The organism is Pelolinea submarina (assembly GCF_003966975.1).
Taxonomy (GTDB): Bacteria; Chloroflexota; Anaerolineae; order Anaerolineales; family Anaerolineaceae; genus Pelolinea; species Pelolinea submarina.
Genome location: NZ_AP018437.1, coordinates 2462216 through 2483086, shown reverse-complemented (window position 1 = coordinate 2483086; position 20871 = coordinate 2462216). Strand labels below are relative to the sequence as shown.

General features: G+C 46.5%; 12 protein-coding genes. 6 read left to right on the top strand and 6 right to left on the bottom strand.

Annotation, left to right across the window (positions count from 1 at the left end; all coding sequences use genetic code 11):
• Window positions 1-6: 6 nt before the first annotated feature.
• Both Pelsub_RS10930 and Pelsub_RS10925 read left to right on the top strand, forming a co-directional pair.
• Window positions 7-2394 (top strand): WD40 repeat domain-containing protein, encoded by a 2388-nt coding sequence (locus tag Pelsub_RS10930; protein WP_116223702.1) that lies wholly within the window; start codon window positions 7-9, stop codon window positions 2392-2394.
• Window positions 2375-3712 (top strand): hypothetical protein, encoded by a 1338-nt coding sequence (locus Pelsub_RS10925; protein ID WP_116223703.1) that lies wholly within the window; start codon window positions 2375-2377, stop codon window positions 3710-3712. Before Pelsub_RS10930 ends, Pelsub_RS10925 begins: the two co-directional genes overlap by 20 nt.
• Before the next feature lie 230 nt (window positions 3713-3942).
• Here Pelsub_RS10925 and Pelsub_RS10920 read toward each other — a convergent pair whose 3' ends face one another.
• Entirely contained in the window at window positions 3943-6957 is a 3015-nt protein-coding gene (locus Pelsub_RS10920) for a leucine-rich repeat domain-containing protein (protein ID WP_116223704.1), read from the bottom strand.
• A gap of 367 nt (window positions 6958-7324) precedes the next feature.
• On the opposite strand from Pelsub_RS10920, the gene Pelsub_RS10915 reads away from it, so the two are divergent.
• Entirely contained in the window at window positions 7325-7783 is a 459-nt protein-coding gene (locus tag Pelsub_RS10915) for a DUF3592 domain-containing protein (RefSeq protein WP_116223705.1), read from the top strand.
• A 22-nt stretch (window positions 7784-7805) separates the two neighbouring features.
• On the opposite strand, the gene Pelsub_RS10910 is transcribed toward Pelsub_RS10915, so the two are convergent.
• Window positions 7806-8948, bottom strand: a complete 1143-nt coding sequence (locus tag Pelsub_RS10910; protein WP_116223706.1) for an Mbeg1-like protein — start codon at window positions 8946-8948, stop codon at window positions 7806-7808.
• Window positions 8949-9050: 102 nt separating this feature from the next.
• Between Pelsub_RS10910 and Pelsub_RS10905 the strand changes: the two genes are divergently transcribed.
• The 3 genes from Pelsub_RS10905 to Pelsub_RS10895 all read left to right on the top strand — a co-directional run bounded on the left by Pelsub_RS10905 (window position 9051) and on the right by Pelsub_RS10895 (window position 13338).
• Window positions 9051-10181, top strand: coding sequence for a hypothetical protein (locus tag Pelsub_RS10905; RefSeq protein ID WP_116223707.1), 1131 nt, complete (start codon window positions 9051-9053; stop codon window positions 10179-10181).
• A 299-nt stretch (window positions 10182-10480) separates the two neighbouring features.
• Window positions 10481-11986 (top strand): M81 family metallopeptidase, encoded by a 1506-nt coding sequence (locus Pelsub_RS10900; protein ID WP_116223708.1) that lies wholly within the window; start codon window positions 10481-10483, stop codon window positions 11984-11986.
• 290 nt (window positions 11987-12276) lie between these two features.
• Window positions 12277-13338 carry an ornithine carbamoyltransferase gene (locus Pelsub_RS10895; protein ID WP_116223709.1) on the top strand — a complete coding sequence of 354 codons (1062 nt, stop codon included), beginning with the start codon at window positions 12277-12279 and terminating at the stop codon, window positions 13336-13338.
• 114 nt (window positions 13339-13452) lie between these two features.
• On the opposite strand, the gene Pelsub_RS10890 is transcribed toward Pelsub_RS10895, so the two are convergent.
• From Pelsub_RS10890 to Pelsub_RS10875, 4 genes are all read right to left on the bottom strand, one after another.
• A complete protein-coding gene (locus tag Pelsub_RS10890) occupies window positions 13453-15180 on the bottom strand; it encodes a hypothetical protein (protein ID WP_198418345.1) in 1728 nt (575 codons plus the stop codon).
• Window positions 15181-15195: 15 nt separating this feature from the next.
• The gene (locus Pelsub_RS10885) at window positions 15196-17994 is read right to left on the bottom strand and encodes a molybdopterin-dependent oxidoreductase (protein WP_116223710.1); all 2799 of its coding nucleotides are present in this window, start codon (window positions 17992-17994) and stop codon (window positions 15196-15198) included.
• 97 nt (window positions 17995-18091) lie between these two features.
• Window positions 18092-19654, bottom strand: a complete 1563-nt coding sequence (locus Pelsub_RS10880) for an ABC transporter ATP-binding protein (protein ID WP_116223711.1) — start codon at window positions 19652-19654, stop codon at window positions 18092-18094.
• Between the two features lie 76 nt (window positions 19655-19730).
• Window positions 19731-20807: a BMP family protein gene (locus Pelsub_RS10875; RefSeq protein ID WP_198418344.1), complete on the bottom strand. Its 1077-nt coding sequence runs from the start codon at window positions 20805-20807 to the stop codon at window positions 19731-19733.
• Window positions 20808-20871 lie beyond the last annotated feature (64 nt).

The following is a 20871-nucleotide window of genomic DNA, read 5'->3' as shown; positions in this document are numbered from 1 at the left end:
AGCGCAATGTCAAATGAAAAATCGCTAAAGATACAAAATGAAGAACAACAAGCGTTGCAGAAAGTGGTCTCTTTTGAAAAAAGTTTACGGGAATCTTGTGTTCCTGAGAAAGCAATGCGGCAGGTGATTACTGCCAGAGTAAGAAAAGAAGTGTTTGATCAATTTGCTTTTAGTCCGGATGGAAAAAGGATCGCCTTTAAGATTGCAGACCTTATTTATATTTGGGATCGAGAACAAGACCGCAGCATTCAGGTGCTAAAACATGAAGGATCTGTTGACTGTATCGCATTTAGTAAAGATGGGAAAGAGATATACGCGATCGTTGATGGGGCTTTTCATATACAAAATATCGAATCAGGGGAAATTAAAAATTCATTCCCTGTAGATTGGGGAACTGAAAGGATCAATGTAATTTCTGAAGAGATCGTGATTGTTAAACAGTCGGTTTACGAAAAATTACTGCGATTGAATTTAAGGACAGGAGAGATCCTGAATTATGAATTTCGCTTTGGCAGTTATGCAATCTCATCCAAATGTAATGAAATTGTTACAACAAGCTTCATGTATGAGCAAGATGAAGGTGGGAAAATTACTAAACATTGGTATGCAATTCAATTTTGGGATATAGAAACAGGAAAAGAGATCCAGAATCGTCGTATTGATTTGGGCAAAGATGAATTAACCGGAATTGTCACCTCGTCAGATGAAAGCGAAATTTATATTTTCTTAAAAAAAGAACCTGTTTTGTTGATCATTGATCAAAAGAGTAGGAAAATCCGCAAATACGATTTTAGTTACCAAACCAAAATCCATATGTATCGGCCGGTTATTAGTCCCGACGGGAAATATCTCTTAGCCAGCGGCAGCATTCATCGAGAAACACTGTATTTGATCGAAACCGCTACTGGAAGAATATTAAAAATGATCGACGGAGACTTCAATGGCTATGAGTTCAGCCCTGATGGAACTGAGCTTGCAATAGATAGAAGATCAAAAAAAGAACCATATCCGGACCGAGGTATTGAAATATGGAATCTCGCAACATATGAGAAAACCAGGATTCTGGATCGATCGATGGACTCCCAAACTAATTTTGCGCTTTCACCAAGGGGTGATTGTTTTGTAACAGGCGCAAGTAATAATGACCTAATCATTTGGAGAATTGATACCGGTTATCCTCAACATACATTATCGGGACATACACAATTTATAACAGATACGAAATTCAGTCCCGATGGTAAATATCTAGCCTCAACCGGTTGGGACAAAACTGTGCGCATCTGGGACGTAAGCACTGGCTATTGCGTAAACAAAATCTATTTTGATCATAAACCCAATACGCTTGCATTCAGTCCGAATGGAAGATATTTAGCTGTCACGGAGAATCATTATCAGCAGAAATATAAAATCGAGATCATCGATATTCGAACAGGCAATACAAAATATAAAATGGAACAAAAAGAATATTGGGGGACTTACATTGAGTTTACAAAAACAGGGCAGACTCTTATTATCTCTGACCGCACGAACTCCTATAAATTATCACCGGTTTCTTTTTGGGATTATGAAACTGGAAAAATCCATAGTTTCAATATGGATAACAAATCCCTAAATAAACGATATGGCTATTCTTTTATTTTCAGTAATATCCACTATTATCAAGGTCAAAAAACTTATATGATAGGCGAAATTAAAAATAATATCCATGTTTTTGACATTGAATCAGGAGAAGATGATATCTGTTTCGAAGAGCATAAAGATGTGATATCAGCAATGGAATTGCATCCCAATAAACCCATTTTGATCTCAGCTGATGAGCGCAATCAAATTATTAAATGGAATGTAAAAACAGGAGAGCGTCTTCAAGTTTTTCAAGGCTTGGCACCATGCGCTTGGAGTTGGAGACACATCCGAAGTCTGGCCATTACTGAAAATGAAAAATTGCTGATCGCTTCAAGTTTCGATGGAAAGCTCCACTATTGGGATTATGAAACAGGTAGATTTCTAGCAACTTCATACGCCCTGGATCAGGGCTACCTGTGGGTGACCCCACCGGATGAATTCGCCCCCAATGGCTGGCTCCATACCGATCGCCCTGATCTTATTTCCTTGATCGAGATGAATAAAGAAGATCAAGGTAATCCGACCTTTATCTATAAGGATGACCAACGCTTTAAAGACTATATGCAAATCTACAACGACCAGGATATGGTCATGACCCGCATAAATAATTGGGATCGATACCAGGAATTGCTCAATATCAGACTCGGCAATAAAAATATTGTGTCAGATCATTTATTAGAACAAGGCAATATTGTTTTACGTTTATTACCCAATAATTCAGATCAAAGAACAGGAAGGAATTCTACTGATAATGAAAAACATACTCTTTAAAATCATTCAAGTGGTATTGATTATTTTGACCTTTTTAATGGTTGTATTTTATATACAAACAGTCTACAGTTTTGCCGAAAAACTTCAGACAACTATACTTCAAGTGGTTATTGGAATACTTGCACTCGCCTTTTTAATAGCATCTTACCTTTTTGGGCCTGGCATTGTTGAGATTTTTATTATTGATCCAACCAACGATCATGATCTCAAACTTCCATTAATTTTCACATTCGCTTTAAGTATTCCTCTTTTGATTTATTTCCTATTCTTCAAAGGTGTTGATTTCTCAGGGATAGATCCGAAATTGGATTTAATTAGTAAAGTCCAACTGGAAGGTTTTTGGCTCTCTTTTTGGAAATCCTTTTACGCAATCCCCATTTTCTTCTTAATCTCACGATTCTTTAATAACTCAGGCGACAAAATCGAATCTGGTTATCAATGGGCATTGGGAAACTCAAACAGAGGCTATCGTTCAGCGACACAGAAGGAAGTCTGGAATCACAATAATCGGAGTTCGAGATCCTGGGATGAAAACCAAACATTAAAAACGAACATCATATTTGCAGTTCTTGTCCTTGGTTTCTATGCCCTGACATTTCTTGAAGATTCGCCTGCCTCAACACATATATTCCGGTTTATCGCTTTGGTATTGGCAGGCGGTTTTTCAGCCGGGTATCTATTTTCACTATCAAAAGCTGTTGGCTATGATTTAGAAACAAATGATTTTGACAAAGTTGACGAAAGCCCAATTCCCTTTTTTGCCAGTGCAATTTCAATCATCGCAATGCTTGGGATGGGGTTGATTCTTCTCATCTCATACCTGATCAAAAAGGAATTGCTCTTTTCTTTGAATTACTTATGGATCCCAATGATGATCGCCCCGCTGGCCTGGCTGCTTAAAAATATACTAACAAACAAGAAAGAACAAAGAGTCAGAGAAGATTCTTTGGTCCCGTATTACCAAGACAACCCGGACGTTCTCTCCCTTTGGGCATTCAATCTCTATCAGGAAATAGAGAAAGGAGATAGTACTTACACTTTTCTAAAAGACAGCCAACTATATCGGCAAGTTGCAGAACGATGCAATGATTTGATTTCACAACGCTCGTATATCTTGTATTCTGATGACTTGATGGAACAAACGGAAGCCTTGATGGTCGCATTGGTCAGAGGTGAGTCCATTTCTATAGTTGTTCCAGCAGTTTATGACCAGCGAACATTTTTGATCGAGACTGCTCAGAAATTATATTTCTATTATGTAAATGAAATGAATCGCCCGATCCATCACGAAATTCAAGAAAAAATATCCGGATACTAGCTGAAAACTTCAGAAAAGAACCGGCAATGATGATTAATATGTATCTCTATACTGGATAGATACTTTAGGATTATGGTATCAAGTTCCCTCCTCGTTAAGTGCCTTAAAACACTTAACGAGGAGGTGGAAGAGAGCGCTTCATGGGAATGAAATCAAAGCGGAATCACTAAAGCCGCCCATCTCGAAACGAGCACACTTACAAAATCCATTCCAGCTATCAGTCGGGCATCCTATTTAAAACTCGCGGTCCTATCTTTCCCATTCATCTCAACAATCTCAAGTTTTTCGCTGCCAGCCAGAGCGCTGGTGTCGCCAATTTCAGTTGAATTGATATAGACCTCCTTCAAGTTCGTGCAGCCGGAAAGCCCGTCCAGGTTCTCGATGATGAAGTTCCCATGGCCGAATCCATCCGGGTCGTCACGGCTGACATCAATGAATCCGATCACCAGCCTTTGCAGGCCTTTGTTATTGACCGCATCTAATTCAAGCCTGACCGGCTGATCAGATTCGGAGAAGATATAGAGGTTCCGTACGTTTTTAGGAATTGTCAATTTTATGCTTTCGCCATTGCTGTTGAACTGTCCATCCAAAACCAGATTGTGGCTTCCCGCATAATCCTTAAAACGCTGCGCATCCTCCTGGTTACTGATCCAGTAATAATCATATTCCGGTTCTTTAATCCCTCTATCCGGCAGTTCTTCAATTATGTCCAAGAAATTAGGATCTCCCAGGTCATATGCATTACCTTCCTGTGCTCCGGCGTGCATCGCTGCGAATTTTAAGTGACTTAATCCGGCAAACAAATGAACGTTAAAATTCTCGGGCAGATAGTCTCCGGTGATCTGCGGATTTCGCAGCAGGAAATATTCCAGGTTTTTGAGTTGGCTGACATCTTTAATATTATTTATTTCCGCGCTATCCATCTTCAGGAATTTCAAATTCTCCAGTTGAGAAAGTACAGAAAGATCGTTGATCGTCATTTCCTGCAGGTCTAAATACTCTAAATTCTCAAGTCCAAGCAGGGGAGAATAATCATCTATACCTTCCCAGTGGATCAATTGTAATAACCTTAAGTTATTGAGTCCTTTCAGGAAAGAAAGATCCTCACCGTATTTATACATCCTCAACTCTTGTAAATTGGTCAGTCCTGAGATAACGGAAAGGTCTTCAACGTGGCAGAAGGTTCCAATGGATAGTCTCTCAAGTTTGGTAAGGTTTGAAAGGAAAGAAACATCGTAAAAACCGATTCCGGCTGAATCCAAAGCCAGTTCTTTCAGGTTGACCAGGCTGCCCAGAACATTGGGATCATTTGCCCCTGAATATTGATGGAAGCTTAAGCTTTCCAGGTTTGTCAGCATAGCCACGAATTCGAGAGGCTCTTCATTTACCACCCTTGCCAAATATAGTTTCTTTAATTTATCATGCCCGACCAAAGCTTCTAAACCGTACAAACCATCGAAAAAATGATTATCCATCTCATATTTTTTGGTCAGCAAGTAGCTCTCGTTTCCTTTCCAAATATAACGGAAACCGGCATATAGCGTTTCCAACTCCGAGAAATTAGCAATCGCGTTCAGATCATTGATATCCGTGTTCAGGATATTCAGCTCTTTGAGGGGGGAATTCTCCAAAGCGCTGATAGAGCTGATGAGGTTGTAGCTCAAGTCTGCCGTTTCCAGGTTTACTAAATTATTCAACCCGTCGATGGAGTAAAGATCGTTTGTAGATAGGTCCAATCCTTTTAATGACGTCAAGGAATTGAGCGCAGATACATCTTCAAGCAAGTTGTCACTGAGGTCCAGAACCTGCAAATCAGGCAGATCTTTTAACGGGGTAACATCGCTAACGTTGTTCTTGGCTAACGACAAGCTTGTGAGGGACGATAGATCCCGCAGCGGAGTCAGATCCCAAATACCGTTTTCAGCGAGGTTGAGTTCTTTCAGGTTGGGGAAATTGCGGATAAAGTCCAGATCATCGATGCGGCACGCGGAAAAATCCAGGCTTTCCAGTTCTTCGGCTTGAAAGACGTAGAGATATCTGCCAACCGGCATCCCAAGTTCTTTCAATGCTTTTTTGACTTTCCCGGCAATGTGGGGATTTTCTATCTGAACGGTCTTCAGCAATCTTTCGCATTCTGCTAAATAATTACCGGTATCATATCCCTCTAGTTCGTTAAATAGCGTATAGGCGTTGTAATAGTCTTTGGCTTCAAAAAGCTGGACAGCCAGCTCGTATTTTTCCTGATCGTCCGAGTATGTGAAGATTTCCGGATTATCGCTGGGATCACTGTTTTGGATGTCAATAAAATGATCGAAATCGTAGACAGCGATGGATTCAATATCCAGACTGGCTTCATTGCCATGCGAATTGAACGCGATATCCGCCCAAATATTCTGACCTTGCATTTCACTATCCGGCTCAAAAATGTCGCTCAGATCAATGGCGTAAAAAGCATGATTGGCCGGGTTCGTTTCCTGCCAGGTAATAAAGCGATAACCCAAACGCTCGTCCATGGCCATCAAGGCATAAAACCATTCATTATCCGACGGTTTCATTACATTCATGTATTCATCATTGGTGTTATTGACTGAAAAACCATATTGGTTTTCTTCGTCATTTGATCCAAAATGTAATCCGCCATTATTGTCTTCGAAGATGTTTACAAATATATTGCTGTTTGAAAATCCGAAGCTATGTCCGTCGTCAACCCCGCTGATCCGATATTTGATCAATAGCGCACAATTGGAGCTATCTTCCAGGGTGCCTGCTTCGAGAGTTAGCTCTTGAACTGCGCTCAGGTAAAGATCTCCCCAAAGATTTCCACCATTTTCTTGATCAGGATTGTTTTCCTTGGCTGCATCACGTTGGATAAGCGCTCGTAAATACCCATTCTCATCAGTTACTGATTTATTCACTGGATTATTACCGGTTTCCAGATAAACACTGTTTACGAGATCGCTGCTTTGCAAATCAGCAACCTGTTGTGCGGAATCCAAAATTGTATTTACTACATCAGTGCTATTGTTTATTTCATCCATTTTGGGTTTTTGAACGTCCAGAATGTGCAATCCAAGCTCTGGTGAGATATCTGCCAGCAGTAAAAAGGGATTTTCTTCTATGGGCTGAATTTCCTGAGGTATAAACGAAAAAGCTTCTTGTTTCATTTCTGTTTTTACACAACCGGATAATGAAAACAACGTGAAAAGAACCAAGCAAATTAATAATGGGCGGGTCATCTTTTTCATCTATTTACCTCACAAGAAATTGAAAATTAATACCGGGAAATGATTTAATTCCGCCTTTCTAGGGCGGGTATATTTTTCTGGGGAAATTGAGAAGGGTCGCATACGTTAATGTTAGCTGTAATGATCCAAATAGTGTTGTTTTTGTGTAATATTTTGCTTACCTGAATTCCAGGATCCTTATTCGCAGGTTCCGGAAAGAAATCAAATATTCAATGTCTCCTGCAAAATTAATGTTCTTACTTTGCTTTGTTATATTCAATAATTACATCGAAAAATTTTATGGCGTTAGTATATCGTAGAAAATAGTAACTTGTCTTCCAACCCGTCTATAGCTTACGGAAAGAAAAATCCTGACTATAATTAATCCATGAACCTGATTCGACACGTAAAACAATCCCTTTCCGGTGCCCCGATCATCCTGTTTCTGGTCGGCCTGATTTTCTTTGGCGTGGGCGGTGGTTTGACATACCACCAGTTCATTTTCAAGATGAATGCTTTGCAAGCACCGGGCGAGGTGGTTGGATTATCTGAGAGATGCGATGACGACGGCTGTTTCTACAATCCGTCGGTGCGGTTTACCACGATAGGCGGCGAAACGGTGTTCTACCATTCAACCTACGGCTCAAATCCACCTGAATATAAAGTGGGTGAGGTTGTCACCATATTTTACAAATCCGAAAACCATGAAAAAGCCATCATCGCCGGTGAAGGGGGCGTATTTCGCATCATCTTCATGGGCGTTGGTGGGCTCATTCTGCTGGCTGGTCTAATCCTCTTTGGTGTGAACTTATATCACAGCTTTCTTATCAAAGAGCAGACACCTTGACTTTACAAGCGTGCAGATTGGGTTACTTCTTTTTAGGGAGGTTTTCTTTTATCGTTTTCGAAATTGTATCCATTGTCATTGCGTTTAATGAGGAAAATACTTCCGTTAATAAATCCTTGCTTTCATTATCCAGTTTTGAATAGTTCGTCAGGATATTTTTAAGCTCTTTGATATTTTCTTTGGGATCAATGGTCCTGCCTTCCGAAGTCCCCAGGATATCGAATAACGCTTGGGTGAGCATCTCCCGCTTGGAGACCGGCAGATCGGCAAGCCAGGTTTTTAGCATGTCCTCCAGTAATTTGGTGGTCTTGGATAGGGTTCCGCCAATGAATTGCGATTGTTTGACCCGCCAATTCAGGGCATTATGCTGGTTAATGCCGCGCGAAGAACTGGATATAACAGTCCTCTTTCCGATCGGTTCCAGCAGCATTCCAACGATGGATTCTTCAGGCACATAATTGGTGACTTTGTCCCGACAATGTGAAAAATCCGCTTGCGGCACAATCGAAAAGTCAAAGCCCGGCCCGTCAAAGTTGATCACCCGGGATAATTTCACGCGGCGGGCAGCATCCAAGTGCGAACTGGCATAGACTGCCAGATTACCGCCTTTTGAATGACCGCAAACCGTGACTTTGCTGGAAAAAAGCCCAATGACACGGCCCAGATATTTACAGGCAGATTCCTGCGCCGGTATTTGCTCCATGTAGGCCATTTCAAAATCTTCTTTCCAACCGATCAGGGAGTTATCCGTTCCACGAAAAGCGACGACTTTTTCACGTTTTGCAGTAGGCAGGGTGAATGTCACAGCGCCAAATTGCTGGCCAACAACAAAATCGGTATTTTCCTCATATCGGGATAGTTGGATATCTTCAAATCTTGAACAGGCGGCTGCCTTTCTCAACAATTCCAATAATTCGGAATCAAGGGCAGGGCTGGCTGTGGGATTGATATTTGAGGACTTCGTCTTCTCCGTTTGGGTGTTTGATGAAAATTGAACAGCAGTATCCCTAAGTGAAACGCCTTTATTTGATTCAATTCCCGGCACAATCTCCTTGAAGGATAAATAACTTAACAATGAAAAGATTAACGCATCGATATCATTGAACGGGTCATTATTAAAACTTAAGTCACCCCGCCAGTCCAAATATTCCATTATTGTTCCCATAGAGCAGCTCCTTATAGCTTCATTTTACTGTGCATTCTGTAATCTCCGTAACTTTTATCGCGATTTCCCGTATACAGATACAGAAAGCATTAGGAGGCTCGAGTGAAATCTCGTTGGATTAGTGTATTTTGGGGTTTGGTGATGATTGCAATAGGGGTGGCGTTCATCCTGAATGAGCAAGGCATTATTGATTTAAACCTGATTTCCTTGCCGATCATGGTGTTGGTCTTTGCCGCGCTTAGCGCGTTTTTCTTTATGACCTATTTTGTACAAGGAATTCATAATTGGGGCTGGCTTTTCCCAGCCTGTATCCTGGCGGGCATTGCGGTAACGATCGGGCTGGATAACACGGTGTTGGGCAGCGTGCTGAACGGCACGCCGGTATTGGCCGGCATTGCTCTGCCGTTCATCGTTGTGTTCCTGTTGGACGCGAAAAAGCACTGGTGGGCGCTAATCCCGGCCTGGGTGATGATGGCCATTACATTCGTGGTTCTGTTTGAACGGCAGATGGGTGATACCCTAATTGGCGCGTTCGTGCTGCTCAGTATCGCGCTGCCCTTCTTTGTGGTTTTCTTCATGAACACACAGAAAAACTGGTGGGCGGTTATTCCGGCCTGCGTGATGGGCGCCACCGCGCTGGCGGTGCTGCTGGAAAGGTACCTGGGCGACAACTTGATGGGCGCGGTGATTCTGTTCGGCATAGCTGTGCCATTCCTGTGTATCTATTTATTGGACCGTACGCGGCGCTGGGCGCTGATTCCCTTCGCAGCGATGAGCGTGATCGGTTTAATCCCGCTAATGGTAGGCATCTTCAATGATGACGTGCTCGGCTTTGTGATCATGTTCTTGTTCGCTGCGGCTTTCTTTGTGGTGTATTTCTGGTCGAAAACCAATTGGTGGGCGCTCATGCCGGCCGGTGTTTTTACTTCCATCGGCTTGACCGTCCTGTTGGATACCTTGCGTTTTCCGTTGTTCAGCATGGCTGCGTCCGGGTTCAATAACGCGGGTTCAGCCTTCCTGTTGACTGGTTTCGCGGCCACCTTCGGCGTGCTGTGGCTGCTGCGGGCGCAGCATCCCACCGAGTGGGCGAAATACCCGGCAATCGGCCTGCTGGCTCTGGCTGCTTTGACACTGATGTTCGGTGACAGCAACCAGTTCATGGGCCCGCTGCTCCTGATCGCGGCAGGGGTATTCATTTTGCTGTTGTCGGCACTAAGAAAGAAAAAGATGTAGACATAAATTTGTAAGTGAGAAGCATACGATTACGCTAAATAGGAGCTCACTTATTCATAAATTCCTGAGAGGGTTTACATTAAACGAAGAGACTGTTCCTTGGGCTTGTCAAAAGGAACGGTCTTTTTTACTGTCTGTTTAAGCTATTCATCGTTCATTCAAAAAATTCTCACTTCCTCTCCAGTCTTCGGGTATAAAATAAACAGGTTGGTTTCAGGTTCCATGTTGAACGGAGTCCAACGAACCAACATTTTTATCAATATGAAACTTATTATGGGTATTGGCTGAAAGGGAAAATAATGAAAAAAATCGGCGTCGGCGGGTTCATCCATGAAACAAACACTTTTTCCAATACGCCCACGCCTGTGGATTTGTTCCTGAACCAGAGCGGGGGTTACCCCAGGTTATTAAAAGGAAGCGATATGTTCGAATTGGCCGCCGGGCGGTTCAATATTTCCGTTTCCGGGTTCATGGCCGAGGCACAGCATTACGGATTTCAGATCGCCCCTTTGACCTGGTGCGGCGCCGAACCATCCCAGCCGCTGAAAACCGCGGATTTCGATTATCTGATGAGCTTGCTGGAGGAAGAAACCCGCAAGCAGTCCGGCCTGGACGGCATCTACCTGGAATTGCACGGCGCGATGGTGTTCGGCGACCTGCAGGACGGCGAGGAAGAGATCCTGGCACGCATGCGGGCCATCGTCGGCGACATTCCGATCGTAGTCTCCCTGGACTTGCACGGCAATATCAGCCCGCGCAGCTTCGAACTGGCCAGCCTGATGGTAGGGTACCGCACTTATCCGCACGTGGATGGATTCGAAACCGGCGAACGCAGCGCGGCCGCGATGGATTATATATTGGCGGGCAAACCGCTCTACCGCGCTTTTCGGCAGGCGCCCTTCCTGATGCCTGCCACGACCCAGCCCACCACCCGCGAACCAGCCAAATCGCTGTATGCCGCGCTGGACAAAATGGAGAAAGAGCCGGGTGTGGTTTCGCTGACCATCATGGAAGGTTTCAACGCGGTGGACATGCCGGATACGGGGCCAAGCATTTTCGCGTACGCTACCACCCAGAAAAAGGCAGATGCCTGTGCTGATCGATTGCTGCAGGAAATGCTCGACCGGGAAGCCCAGTTCACCGTGGATATGCTCCCGCCGGATGAGGCGGTGGATAAAGCCCTGCAGCTGGCGGCCAAAAGCGATAAGCCGATCATCCTGGTGGATGTGCAGGATAACGCCGGAGGCGGCAGCCCGTCGGATACCACCTGGCTGTTGAAGGCTCTGGTGGATAAGAAAGTTAAGAACGCGGCGCTGGGGCTGATGTGGGACCCGCAGGCGGCGGCCATCGCACACGTAGCCGGGGAGGGCGCGCGCGTGCGTATTGCCTTGGGAGGCCATACCATAGTCGGGCAAACGCCTTATGAAGCGGAATATACTGTCGTGAAGTTACATGATGGCGACTTTATGGGGACAGGCCCGATGGTGGCTGGTCAAACCTTCAATTTCGGCAAGATGGCTCAATTAAAGCTGGATGATATCCGCATTGTGGTGTCCTCAGACCGCATGCAAGCGCAGGACCGTTCCTTCTTTCGGGTGGTCGGTGTCCAACCGGAAGAAATGGATATTCTGGTGCTGAAAAGCGCCAATCATTACCGCGCCGATTTCGAACCGATCGCAAGCGGGATCATCAACGTGGATGCGCCCAGCGCGATTATCGAAGATCCCAGCAAGATCGCGTATACCAAACTGCGGGATGGTGTGCGGCTGAAGGGTTTGGGCCCGGTATTCAAACGGCCGGCATGAAAATTTATCTTAATCATAGAGAAACAAGGTTAAAACTCCTTGAAATGGTTGACTTTGAAAGATATCTTTTATATTCTAAGACTTTAGGAAAGTGGATGACCAAGATAAACCGGTTATATAAAACAGGTTCAATCATATCCGGGACCGGGAGTCTTCAAAGGAGGTGAGCGTAAAAGCACTTCATTAAATTAAAAAGCACAGGTGAATTATCTCAAAATAACATTTTTGAGTGATAATAAACATATTGAAAAACTGCAAGTCAAAATACTAATTGGAAACGAGGTAGAGATATGCTAACAACAGGTTTTAAAGGACGAGATTTTCTAGCAGAAACTGATTTCACAGTTCAGGAAATCAGGACGATCCTGGAAGTGGCTGAGGAATTGAAGCGCCAGCAGGCCATGGGTATTTATCATGATGGTTTACTCAGGGCCAAGACGCTTTTTATGCTGTTCTATAATCAATCTCTGCGCACCCGCAACTCATTCGAGGCAGGCATGACCCAATTGGGCGGCCACGCGCATTACCTGGATCCGGATAAGATCTATACGCCTGCGCTGGAGGGCAAGGAAGTTGCCTACAGTACGGAACGCGTTTCGGATGTGGCACGCGTACTGAGCCGCATGGGCCAGGCCATTGCCATTCGCTGCTACGGCGATCCGGTAGATTGGGAATATGGCGGGGCACACAACCTCATCAAGGAATTCGCGAAATGGTCCGATATCCCGGTGTTGAATATGGAAGATGATATCTACCATCCATTCCAGGGTTTGGCTGACATGCTGACGGTCAAAGAAGAATTTGGCGGATTCAAAGGCGTCAATTTCACCATGTCGTGGGCGTATTCCCCGAGTGTCCATAAACCGCGCGCGGTACCTCAATCTGCCATTCTGTTCGCGACCATGCTGGGCATGAACGTGACCCTGGCGCACCCGAAGGGATTCGACCTGGCTCCCGATATCATCAAGCAATGCGAAACCTACGCTGAAGACGGCGGCGGCTCCTTCAGGATCACCAATGACTTTGAAGAGGGCTTCAAGGGCGCGCATGTGGTCTACCCGAAAGCCTGGGCGCCCGTCACGCTGTTCCAACCGCCGGTTGGCATTAATGACCCCAAGAAATCCCAGGAAATCATGGATTCCTTCAAATCATGGAAGACCACCAGCGAATTGATGGATACGGCCGATAAGAAAGCCATCTACCTGCACTGTCTCCCGGCCGACCGCGGTTACGAAGTCAATAACGATGTTATGGACAAGACTGGAGGACTCGGCTGGCGCTCGGCGATCTTCGATGAAGCTGAGAACCGCTTGCATGTTCAAAAGGCTGTCATGAGCCTGTTGATGAAATAAGAGAAAGATTATTAAAAATAAAAAGAGCCTCGAAACTTCGGGGCTCTTTTTATTTATATTTATAACGCTATTTACGAATAAAAGGTAATTCTTAAAGAAAAAGATCGAATTTGATTAATTTGAAACTACCTCATTTGAAAAAATTTTTTCAATAAGTTGAAGTTCATCTACAAGAAGAGAACATACAAATTGAAAATGTTCCCGAAATGATCCGTGATCCTTTAAAGCATTATCTGCTAGTTGTTCCGCTTCACTTCCACTCGAGTGTCCTTTTACCTTTGATCGTATTAGTTGAACTGTTCTTAATCCTTCAAGTTTCCTTTCTTCTGATTGCGTATTATTAGAATTTATAATCTTTTCTAGTAAGACAATAGACTTTTCGTTTTCTTCGTAATTGATTAATAATTTATCAAGCTTTTCTCTAATTATCTTTACTTGAAAACCTTCAATTATCAATTTCGACAAATCCATAAATGATTCTGCCCATTCATCACGGCTGTCAGTTAATGGTTGTGAAAGATCCTTAAGTAGATTTAAATTACGTATTTTCCACCATACGCAACCTTCGCTTTGCCAGCGTTCAATGATTTGGAGAATTTTCTGAAACGAGCTACTTACTTGTACCCATTCTGCTTTGAAATCAGATAAATAAGCTCTTTCTGAAATGTTTGCTTTAGGTTCTTCATTATGAGATAACCAATGTAATTGTTCTTTGTAAGGTAAATCTCTTAGATAACAGATGTATGTATGAATTTGTCCAGCATCGTTCACATCAATGCCTTTTAGATACCAAGATCCTCTACAAGTTATTTGTCGCTCATCAATTGTATATTTCTCTTTGTCAGCTTTATATTTTGATAAAACTTCGGGATTAAAGAAAGCTGGAGAAACCTCAAATGGTTTTGAATTTCCCTCTGAATTAAAGTAATTGGAGGTCTTTTCTGGATCAGTTGAAATTTTTGTAATTACTCCATTTCGCCAATCATACGCAATAAATTCAGCGTATTCTCTAGCTCCTCCCCCAAACCATTTATTTTTGATATTTAAAAATACTTCCTTTTTTGATCGTCTTGGCTGAATTACCTGAAATCCTCGTGTATAAGAAGAATTACCAGGATTTATTAATTGCCGATAAAATAGATTCTTAGGTCTATTTATTACTTTTTCGGGTTTATGCGGCCAATCACTAAACTCTCTGGGTTTATACAAAGTGAAGTCGAAGAATCTGATCAAAGAGGAATCAGAGACAACTAAATATTCTTCTAAAGATTCCCATTGGAAAGTCACAATATCTAAATCAATTCCATTATTATCACGTTTTGAAATAGTAACAACAGGATTAAAATCACCATTTTCGTCGAAATCACAATATGCATGCCTTTCGGGTCTCCAATGGATCTCGCAAAGATGAGTATATTCTTGGAGTATTTCAAAATAATTCCTACTGTCTCCAGAAAATCCCTCGAAAGTTCGTCTAAAGATTAACCTTTTTGCACCTTCAAGACTTTTCGATTGTGCGTTAGTAAATCCTCTCTCAATCCATATATCATCTCTTCCTCCACCTATTACATATGATGCAATTGAATGAATAGAGGATAGACCCCAATGTAATAGATCATCTTTATCTAAAGGAAATAAATCATTGTTAGTTACAACCAATGAATCAATGTATAAAAATTCACTAGAGATATATAATGCAATTTCATCAGTCAATGCATTTTGTATAAGGAACCTAATATTTTCGGTTGAGTTTACCCATTCATCAAAATCTTCTTTATTTTCAGGGATTTCATCTAGTTTATTAACTTTATCTAAAATATTTTTATGTAAGTAATTTGTCATAAGAAATTCCTTATCCTAGTTTGGTGGACATAAATGTAATTTAATCACTTTTAACAGCTCCGGGTCGACCGGTGTGCGGTCGACGCGCAGGCCGATGGCGTTGTAGATGGCGTTGGTGATGGCGGGGGTGGTGGGGATGCTGCAGATCTCACCGACACCCTTGGCGCCGTAAGGCCCCTCGGCGGTGGGGTGCTCAACGATAATGGAAGTGATCTCAGGGGTGAGTTGGAAGCCGGGGATGCGGTATTGCGAGAGGCGCTCGGTGAGCACGTGGCCGTTCTCGACCAGCAGTTGCTCGGTCAGGCAGTTGCCGATGCCCATCATGATACCGCCCTCAACCTGACCCTGCAGGCCGAGCGGATTAATGGCAATGCCGACGTCGTTGGCGGCGATGACCTTCAGGACGCGCACCTGACCGCTTTGAGTATCGACCTCAACCTCGGCTGCCTGAACACCAAAGGTGAAAGCAAAGTGCATATCGCCGCCTTCACCGAGCGGCCGTGTTGGCGGGGCTGAATAGGTATAGCGCACGCTGAGCTGCTGCCCTGCAGCTTTCAGCTCGCGAGCGACTTCCGCAAAAGTCATGGACTGCTGTCCCGCATGAACGGCGCCATTATTAAAATGGATCTGATCGGGCGGCAGGTTGAACTTTTCGGCTGCCAGGGCGGTGATGTTGTTTCTCAGAGCGACGGCAGCGAAACGGGAAGCGTTGCCGGTCATGTAGGTCTGACGCGAAGCGGTGGTGGGGCCGCCGTCAGGGGTAAGGTCGGTGTCCATGACCAGCACGCGCACCAGCTCGGGGGGGACGGCCAGCTCTTCCGCGACGATCATGCGCATGACGGTGACCAGGCCCTGGCCGAGTTCAGCAGCCGAGCTGCGCACTTCGAAAGTGCCGTCCTCGTACAGCTCAACGTCTGCGCCGGAGCAATCCTCGGCGCCGCCGCCCAGACCGGTGTTCTTATAGGCCGCGGCAAAACCCCAGGCACGCACCCGGTTGGGCTGGGTGGGGTCTAAGACTCGGCGTTTGAACGGGTCGGGGTTGGATTTATGGATTTCATCCAAGACTTTATCGATGCATTCGACCAGGCCGACCGATTCCTTCAACTCCTGGCTGGTATTGGTGACGCTGCCCAGGCGCAGCGCGTTCAGGCGGCGCAGCTCAATCGGGTCCATGTTTAGCTTTTCAGCCAGCATGTCCATCATGGACTCCACGGCGAAAGAGGACTGCGTCACGCCAAAACCGCGAAAGGCACCGGCGGGCGGGTTGTTGGTGTACATAGCGTAACAATCGGCGCGCACGTGCGGCACATCGTAAGGCCCGCTGGAGTGGGTGGTGGCGCGGGTCATGACCTGTTCGCCGAGCGAGGCATAAGCGCCGGTGTCGCCGTAGAGTTCCGTCTCCACCGCCAGGATATGGCCATCTTTATTCGCACCGATCTTGACGCGGATGTGCGTGGCGTGCCGTTTGGGGTGAACGAGGAAGCTCTCGCGGCGGTCGAACAATAATTTGACCGGGCGCCCGGTGGCGTTGGCCAGCAACGCGGCATGGATCTGCCCGGCAATATCCTCCTTACCGCCAAAACCGCCGCCCATCAATTGTCCGGCGATGTGGACGCGCTCCTCGGGCCAGCCCAACACGCGGGCTACCTGGGCGCGGTCGGAATAGGGGATCTGCGAACCGACGTAGATCTGCATGCGGCCGTCCGGCGTGGGCACGGCCAAGCTGCATTCGGGCTCCATGAAGGCGTGGTCGGTGGTCTGAGTGTGAAAAGTCTTCTCGATGATGACCTCGGCCGCGGCAAAACCCGCTTCGATATCGCCTTTACGCACCTTGATGTGTTTGAGTAAATTGCCATTGGGGTGCAATTGGGGCTGGCCGGGCTGGCGTGCCTGAATGGGGTCGGAGATAATGGGCTGCGGGTCGAATTCCGCCTCGATCAGCTCCACAGCCGTGTCGGCGATCTGTTGGGTTTCGGCGGCCACGATGGCGAGCGCATCACCTTCATAGCGGATGCGCTCCCCGATTCCGACCAGAACCGGCCAGTCGGAATAAATCAAACCGTGCAGGTGATCGCCGGGGATGTCCGCGGCGGTCAGGACCGCCAGGACACCTTTCAGTTCTTTAGCTTTGGAGATATCCAGCTTTGTAAGGAAGGCGTGCGGAATACGCGCCCGGCGGACCCTGGTGTAGAGCATATCCTCGAACATCAGATCATCGGTGAACTTTGCTTCCCCGGTGACTTTGGGGACTGCGTCCGGACGGAAGTGCGAATGGCCGATGACGCTATGCGGGTGGATGGAATCGGGAATGAGGGGCGAGGGCAGCGGTTCGCCGGTCAACAGGGTGCGCGCGGCGGCCAGGATAGCCCTCTCAATCGCGAGGTAACCCCCGCAGCGGCAAAGCTTGTTCTTGAGCGCAGTGTGGATCTCATCACTGGAAGGATTCGGAACCCGCTTGAGCAGCGCGTAAGCACTCATAATTTGGCCGGGGGTGCAGAATCCGCACTGTACCGCGCCGTATTGGATAAAAGCTTCCTGGAGCGGGTGGAGCTTTAACTCCTGGTTGACGCGCTGTGCCAGACCTTCAATGGTCAGAATCGACTTGCCGGCAGCCCGCTCGGCCGGAAAAACGCAGGACACAACCGGCTTTCCATCCAACAGGACCGTGCATGCGCCGCAGATACCCTCACCGCAGGCAACCTTGGTACCGGTCAGATGCAGCCTCTGACGCAGGAGGGAAGAAAGGGTTTCGCCTGGAACAGCCGGAAGGGAGTATTCTACGTCATTTACTGTCAGTGTGATTTGGTTTGTCATCTATGTGTCAGATAATGTTCATATATATAAACAATGCGTATAGGATAAAGTAATAATTCCAAATAATTAATCACCACTTCCTCGTCGACAGGGGGCATCAAGCAGAGGCTTTCTTTTTCGGGTGGACACCGGCCATTAACAAACCAACCCTTTCGCGGGTAGCTTCCTCACAGGTAAGGACGTCCATGATCTTGCCCTCATAAATAACGGCGATGCGATCGGAAAGCGCAAAGATTTCATCCAGGTCTTCAGAAATAAGCATGATTGCGGCGCCTGCCTTGCGCTGCTCCAGCAGCTGGGCGCGCACGTATTCGGAAGCGCCGATGTCAAGGCCGCGGGTCGGTTGGGCGGCGATGATGGCGCGCGGATTCCGGGAGATTTCACGGGCCAAAACTAATTTTTGAATATTACCGCCGGAAAGGTTCTTGGCCAGGGTTGCCTGTGAGGGGGTCTTTACCTGGAATTGTTCAATCAACTCATCCGTGTGAGCAGAGATATCTTTTAATCTCAAAAAGCCTGAACGAGAGTAAGGGCTTTTGTGATGTTCCCGCAGGATCATGTTTTCAGCGACAGAGAAATTCCTGATAACGCCGTCGCGCATTCTTTCCTCGGGAATATAGGACAACATGCGTTCTGTCAATTCACCGGGCGCCAAGCCGGTGATTTCATCAGGCCCCAGATAGATATGGCCGCCGGTTGTTTTGCGCATGCCGGTGATGGTTTCCGCCAATTCAAGCTGGCAGTTGCCGGAAACGCCCGCGATCCCCAGGATCTCACCGGAGTGGATTTCCAGGCTGACATCCGACAGACCATGCCGGCCGTTATCGCTGTTGCAGGAAACATTCTCCAATTTCAGGAGAACCTCACCAACATTGGACTTCTCGTGGCTGGTGATGAATTCAATATCGTGCCCAACCATCCATCTGGCCAGGTCTTCCTTGGTTGTCTCGGAGGTAAGATGCGTGCTGATCCTTTTACCGTTGCGTAAGACGGTCACGCGATTGCTGATTTCGATGACCTCATGCAGTTTATGGGAGATAAAGATCAGGGCGTAGCCGTCCTTAACCATTTGACGCATGATGGCAAATAATTCTTCCACTTCCTGCGGGGTGAGGACCGCGGTGGGTTCGTCCAGGATCAGGAGCGCCGCACCGCGATAGAGCGCTTTGATGATCTCTACGCGCTGCTGCTGGCCGACCGAAAGCTGCCAGATGTAGGCATCCGGATCAATTTTCAAATTGTAGATATCAGCTAACTCAATAATGCGCTTGGACACACGATCAAGGTCGGTCAAAAGCCCGCGAGAGGAGAGTAATCCCAGAGCTACATTTTCCGCCACGGTCAAGGTCTGGACGAGCATGAAATGCTGGTGGATCATGCCGATGCCGGACTTGATGGCATCCATCGGAGAGTTGATGGTGACCGGCTTTTGATTGATGAATATCTCCCCTTCGTCCGGATGGTAAATGCCATAAAGGATTTTCATTAACGTGCTTTTACCGGCTCCATTTTCACCCAGCAGGGCATGGACTTCGCCGGACTTCACGTCAAAGTCAATGTGGTCATTGGCCAGCACGCCGGGGAAGCGCTTGGTAATGCCGCAAATTTCCATATTGTCAATGCGGGTTTGGCCGGAAGGGAGTGTGTTTGATTTCACCATAACATATTCTTTATTCGAATCGAGATATCGGAAGTCCGGAAGGACTTCCGATATCATTATTTAATTGTCAAGTTGACTATTCAGCAGCCGGCAGGGTGATGGTGATGGTTCCGTCGATAATGCCTTGAACGGTACTGTCAGCCAATGCTTTTACATCATCAGGCAGGGCATAATCGGGATTGAATTCGATTACCTCACCGCCATTCGCGAGGGTGAGCGTGAAGGACTGCCCGCCAAGCGTTCCAGCGTTGATCAGGCCGATCATTTCCTGGAGAACACCTTCCCAATGGTAAACCTGGCTGGCTACCACGATGGAGGGTGCCAGGGAGGTCTGGTTGGCTTGCGTCCCGAACCAGAGGACATCCGATTCCTGGGCTTTACCGATGGCACCGACGACCATTTGCGCCGAACCGGTCAGAACATCCGCACCGTTGGCAATATGGGTGGTCGCGGCTTCGGAAGCCAGCGCGACGTCCGAGAATGAACCTGTCCAGTTTACGGACACTTCGATAGCCGGGTCAGTTGCCTCGGCTCCGACTTTGAAGCCATCCACATACAGCTTGGCATCGCCGGTCTCGATGGGTCCGATCACGCCGATCTTCTTGCTGGTGGAGAGGGAGGCAGCGATTACGCCATTAACGTAGCCGCCTTCCTGTGAAGCCGCTTCATAAGCGAAGATGTTCGGAATGCCAAAGGTGTCTACCGTGGTACCCCAGGCAAAACTGGTATCCGGGAAATCGGGGGCGATTTCCTGCAGGGAGGAACCATACTGTGAGCCGTGCGCGATAACCAGGTCGTATCCCTGGGTGGCATAATCGCGGATGGCTGCGGCAGCATCGTCCACAACAAACATATTCTCAGAGTAGACGAAATCGAAGGCATCCGCTCCGCCCATTTTTTCCTGGACGAAAAGCAGCGCTTCATACATGCTCTGGCTGAAAGCCACGTCGTTAATGGCACTGGGCATTACCACTGCCACACGGAATGGTTCGGCAGCTTCTTCCATGGGAGCTACTTCAGCTTCTTCGGCGGCTTCTTCTACCTGTGCCGCTTCAGCGGCTGCAGCGGGTTCTTCAGTTGCCGCAGTGGCGCAAGACGAAAACATTAAGGACAATACGAGTAAACCGATCAGGACAACATAGGGCTTTTTCATACTATTCTCCTTTTTGAAAAGCATCTTCTATTCTTTTATCAAATTGCTGAACACTCAAATTTCT